Here is a 4,024-nt window from a genome sequence, read left to right on the forward strand (position 1 = left end):
CGTATCAGCAAGCATTTAATCTAAACGGCAGTTACACAGAATTCGGGATGGTCTCCAAAGTTATTGTCATCAGCTTGTTTTTTGATATCTTGTATTAAATCGCCTTTTTCGATGGAATCACAAAACTTTTGCATTTGTTTGGGATAATACGTAAAGACAAAAGCAGAATATAAGAAAGCACAAGTCATCACTATTGTGATAATGCTTCCAGCATAAAGCAGCAGACTTTTCATCATACTACTCAATTTTTTTATCAAAAAAGCTATCTTTTGCATTGCTCTAATTACCTAAAAATTATGCTAACTGACCAGTGTACTGCTTGTAGGAGACTTATTACATACTGTCACAGACTTCATAGCATGATTTATATGCTTTAGGCAGAGTCTCAGGCCTGAATACAGGTAGATCAAAGCGCAAAAGCACTGACTACACTGCGTCTTTCATGCTCAACATTTTTGTTTATCATGAGGTTACTACTCATACTATTTATGAATAGTGATGTACGCTGGCGGCACTGCCAAAGTAAGCCAAACATTGTTTTCTGCTTGATAAAACTTATAACCTTCTTCTTGCATTTTATGGCTATCAATACTTAATACAACAGGCTTGCCATAGCGCATGCCTGTTTTCGTTGCGGTATCATAATCTTCCGTCAAATGAACATATTGTCTTTTTTGAGATACGAGTCCTTCGTTGTTGATGTTTTCTATAAAACGTTGAGCCGTACCATGAAGCAAGTTTGCAGGAGGCGTTGTTTCTTTTAGATTCAAGTCTACCGTCTTTAAAGAGTGACCTTGCACAGCTCTTATATACTGACCATCGTCAGAAATTGAAAAACGTCCTTTCTTATCACTTTCTACGATAGAATGAATTTGCTCTAACGTAATATTATTGCCTGACGTATTGGCTAATTGCATCAGTTCATTGATATCAGCCCAGCCGTCACTACTAAATACCAGACCTATGGAGTCAGGCTCATGTCGTAAAATATAGCTTAAGAACTTACTGGTTTCGGTATTGTTTTTCATGAGTATTTTTCAGGTCAATTAGAGTAGTTTGTTTTTCAAGGTGTGCTGGGCGTGCCCTACTAAAAAATATGCAAAGTGCTTATTCTTGCGTGAATGAGTAAAGCAACCGTGACTCCCTACTAAAGCGGAAGACGAAAACTGTACGCGATGGACGAGCACCGAGTGAATTATTAAAGGATAACAGCTCATGACCCGCATATTTGCCCATTTTGAAAGAACTCAATGCTGAGGCCATGCTTTTAAATCTTTATCTTTATCTTTATCTTTATCTTTATCTTTATCTTTATCTTTATCTTTATCTTTATCTTTTTCTCTTGCGCTAGGAACGAGCATGTTATTAAAGTATGACCTAACCAGAAAGTCCCCTCTAAGGGATTTTCACTTGCGAACCTGAGGAGGAGTGAGCAAAACACTGTTTTGTCTGACGCAAGACAAGAGCTATGCTCGCAGTTAGCAGTGCAATTTTTTAACGGTTCTCATCCCCAACCAACGCCAAAAACTCATCCTCACCCACAACTTTCACGCCTAGCTTTTCTGCTTTGGTCAATTTGGAACCAGCTTTTTCGCCTGCCAGTAACGCCGTGGTTTTTGCCGAGATGCTGCCTGAGACTTTTGCGCCCAGCGCCTGTATCTTGGCTTTGGCTTCATCACGCGCCATGCTGCTCAGTGCGCCCGTAATCACCCACGTTTGTCCATCGAGCGGTAGCCCTTCTGATGAAGTGGCTTCAACTTTGTCCCAATACACGCCCGCTTCTAATAGTGAGTTAATTACCTCGATATTGTGCGGCGCACGGAAAAACTCATAAGCAAGCTCGGCAGTAATGGTGCCCACATCAGGCGTTTTAATCAGGGTTTCGACACTGGCAGCCATCAAACTATCTAAGTCACCAAACTGCTGAGCAAAGTTTTGTGCCGTGCCCTCGCCCACGCCGCGAATACCGAGTGCGTAAATAAAACGAGGCAACGTTGTGTGCTTACTGACTTCAATAGCGTTGATGATATTTTGTACCGATTTTTCACCCAGTTTTTCTAATGTTAATAGCTCATCTACATGGTTGTGCAATTGATAAATATCAGCGACGGTTTTGACCAGACCATGCTCAAAGAAGCTAATCAGCCAACTTGCACCAAGTCCATCAATATCCATGGCACGACGCGAGACAAAGTGAATGAGTGCCTCGGTCTGCTGCGCTGGGCAAAATAGGCCGCCAGTACAGCGTGCCAGTGCTTCATCTTCTGGCAGCACCACAGGCGAGTCGCAGACAGGGCAAGTAGATGGCAGTGTCACTGGTGTGGAGTCTGCTGGACGCTGCTCATGCCAGACGCGGGTGACTTTGGGGATGACATCACCAGCACGGTGTACGCTGATCATATCGCCCGCTCGCACGTCCAAACGCTGAATCTCGCCAAAGTTATGCAAGGTGACATTGCTGACCGTGACGCCGCCCACTTTGACAGGTTCGAGCTTGCCCACTGGTGTGATCTGACCTGTACGTCCTACTTGCCATTCGATATCGTTTAGACGCGTCATGACTGTTTCGGCAGGGAATTTATAAGCAGTTGCCCAACGCGGCTCACGTGACAAAAACCCAAGCTGCTGCTGCAATGATAGGCTATTTACCTTTATCACCATGCCATCAATCTCAAACGGCAAATCAGCACGGCCCTCAATCACTGACTCATAGTAGGTCTGAGCGGCGCGTGGGGTTTTGACCACTTCCACAGCGCTAACGGTAAAGCCCAAGTCTTTTAACCACGCCAAGCCTGCTGACTGCGTTTCGATGGTCTCAGGCAGTCCTTGATTGATAGAGTAAGCATAAAATGCCAATGGACGACTGGCGGCGATGGCTGGGTCTAACTGACGTAAGCTCCCAGCGGCAGCATTGCGTGGGTTGGCAAAAGTTTTTTCATCCTTCTCTAATGCCAAACGGTTCAGACGCTCAAACCCCGCTTTGGGCATCAGCACTTCACCACGTACTTCTAACAGCTCGATATCAGCGGCATCAGCTATCCACAATGGCAAATTACGAATGGTTTTGGCATTTTGAGTAATGTCCTCCCCCGTTTGCCCATCACCACGCGTAACGGCTTGTACAAACTTACCATGCGCATATTTTAACGATACGGCTAAGCCATCAAGCTTTAGCTCCATCTCATACTCTGGGTTTTGCTGTGCATCACTCAAACGGTCATTCACACGGCGGATAAAGGTATGTAGCTCGTCATAATCAAAGACATTGCCCAGAGATAACATGGGAATATCGTGGGTCACTTGGGTAAAGGCAGACAATGGCATGTCGCCCACTTGATTAACCGGACTGTCTGGCTGTATAAGTTCTGGATGTGACTCTTCTAACGCGACCAAAGAACGACGCAATTGATCGTATTCGCTGTCTTCTAAGATGGGGTTATCTAGTACGTAATACGCATAATTATGCGTCTTTAGAGTATCAATCAGCGTGCGCATTTGCACAACGATATCGTTATGAGCAGTATTTGGTAAGGTAGAGTCAGTCATAGTCAGCGTCTTTTGTTTGCAATTCAAGATGACGATATGATAGCAAGTTTGTAAGAGACTCGGTATAGTCAATCCCATATAAATCAGATACTGTGTCAGGCTCGCTCAGTCTACTATGTGCAGTACTTTCACCCACCTTCCTTGTATCTAAATTATCTTGAACCGACTCTAGCATTTTGCAGAAATGAGGGTGAACCGCCCCGACTATATCGGAGACTTGATTGCTTGAGTCAGGCAGCTTTGTCTGACTCAATAAAACTATCATAGTATCGTCTCTCAAACTCAAAAGGCGACACATAGCCAATCGTACTATGAATGCGAGTTTTGTTAAACCAATCGACCCATTCAAGGGTTGCTAATTCAACATCACTCACACCTTGCCACTGCTGTTTTAAATATTCAATCACCTCCGTTTTATAAAGTCCGTTAACCGTTTCAGCCAACGCATTATCGTATGAATCACCTGTCGTGCCAACAG

3 protein-coding genes are annotated in these 4,024 nt (G+C 44.1%); all 3 read right to left on the reverse strand.

Annotated features, from left to right (window positions below; translation table 11 throughout):
* Positions 1 to 482 precede the first annotated feature (482 nt).
* Positions 483 to 1,028 (reverse strand): RNA 2'-phosphotransferase, encoded by a 546-nt coding sequence (locus EI164_RS14930; protein ID WP_192520708.1) that lies wholly within the window; start codon positions 1,026 to 1,028, stop codon positions 483 to 485.
* A gap of 466 nt (positions 1,029 to 1,494) precedes the next feature.
* Positions 1,495 to 3,546 carry an NAD-dependent DNA ligase LigA gene (ligA, locus tag EI164_RS14935; protein ID WP_192520710.1) on the reverse strand — a complete coding sequence of 684 codons (2,052 nt, stop codon included), beginning with the start codon at positions 3,544 to 3,546 and terminating at the stop codon, positions 1,495 to 1,497.
* Between the two features lie 230 nt (positions 3,547 to 3,776).
* On the reverse strand, positions 3,777 to 4,024 hold a 248-nt coding region (locus EI164_RS14940; protein ID WP_192519210.1), incomplete at its 5' end, for an integrase core domain-containing protein.

This window comes from Psychrobacter sp. FME13 (assembly GCF_014861395.1).
GTDB lineage: Bacteria > Pseudomonadota > Gammaproteobacteria > Pseudomonadales > Moraxellaceae > Psychrobacter.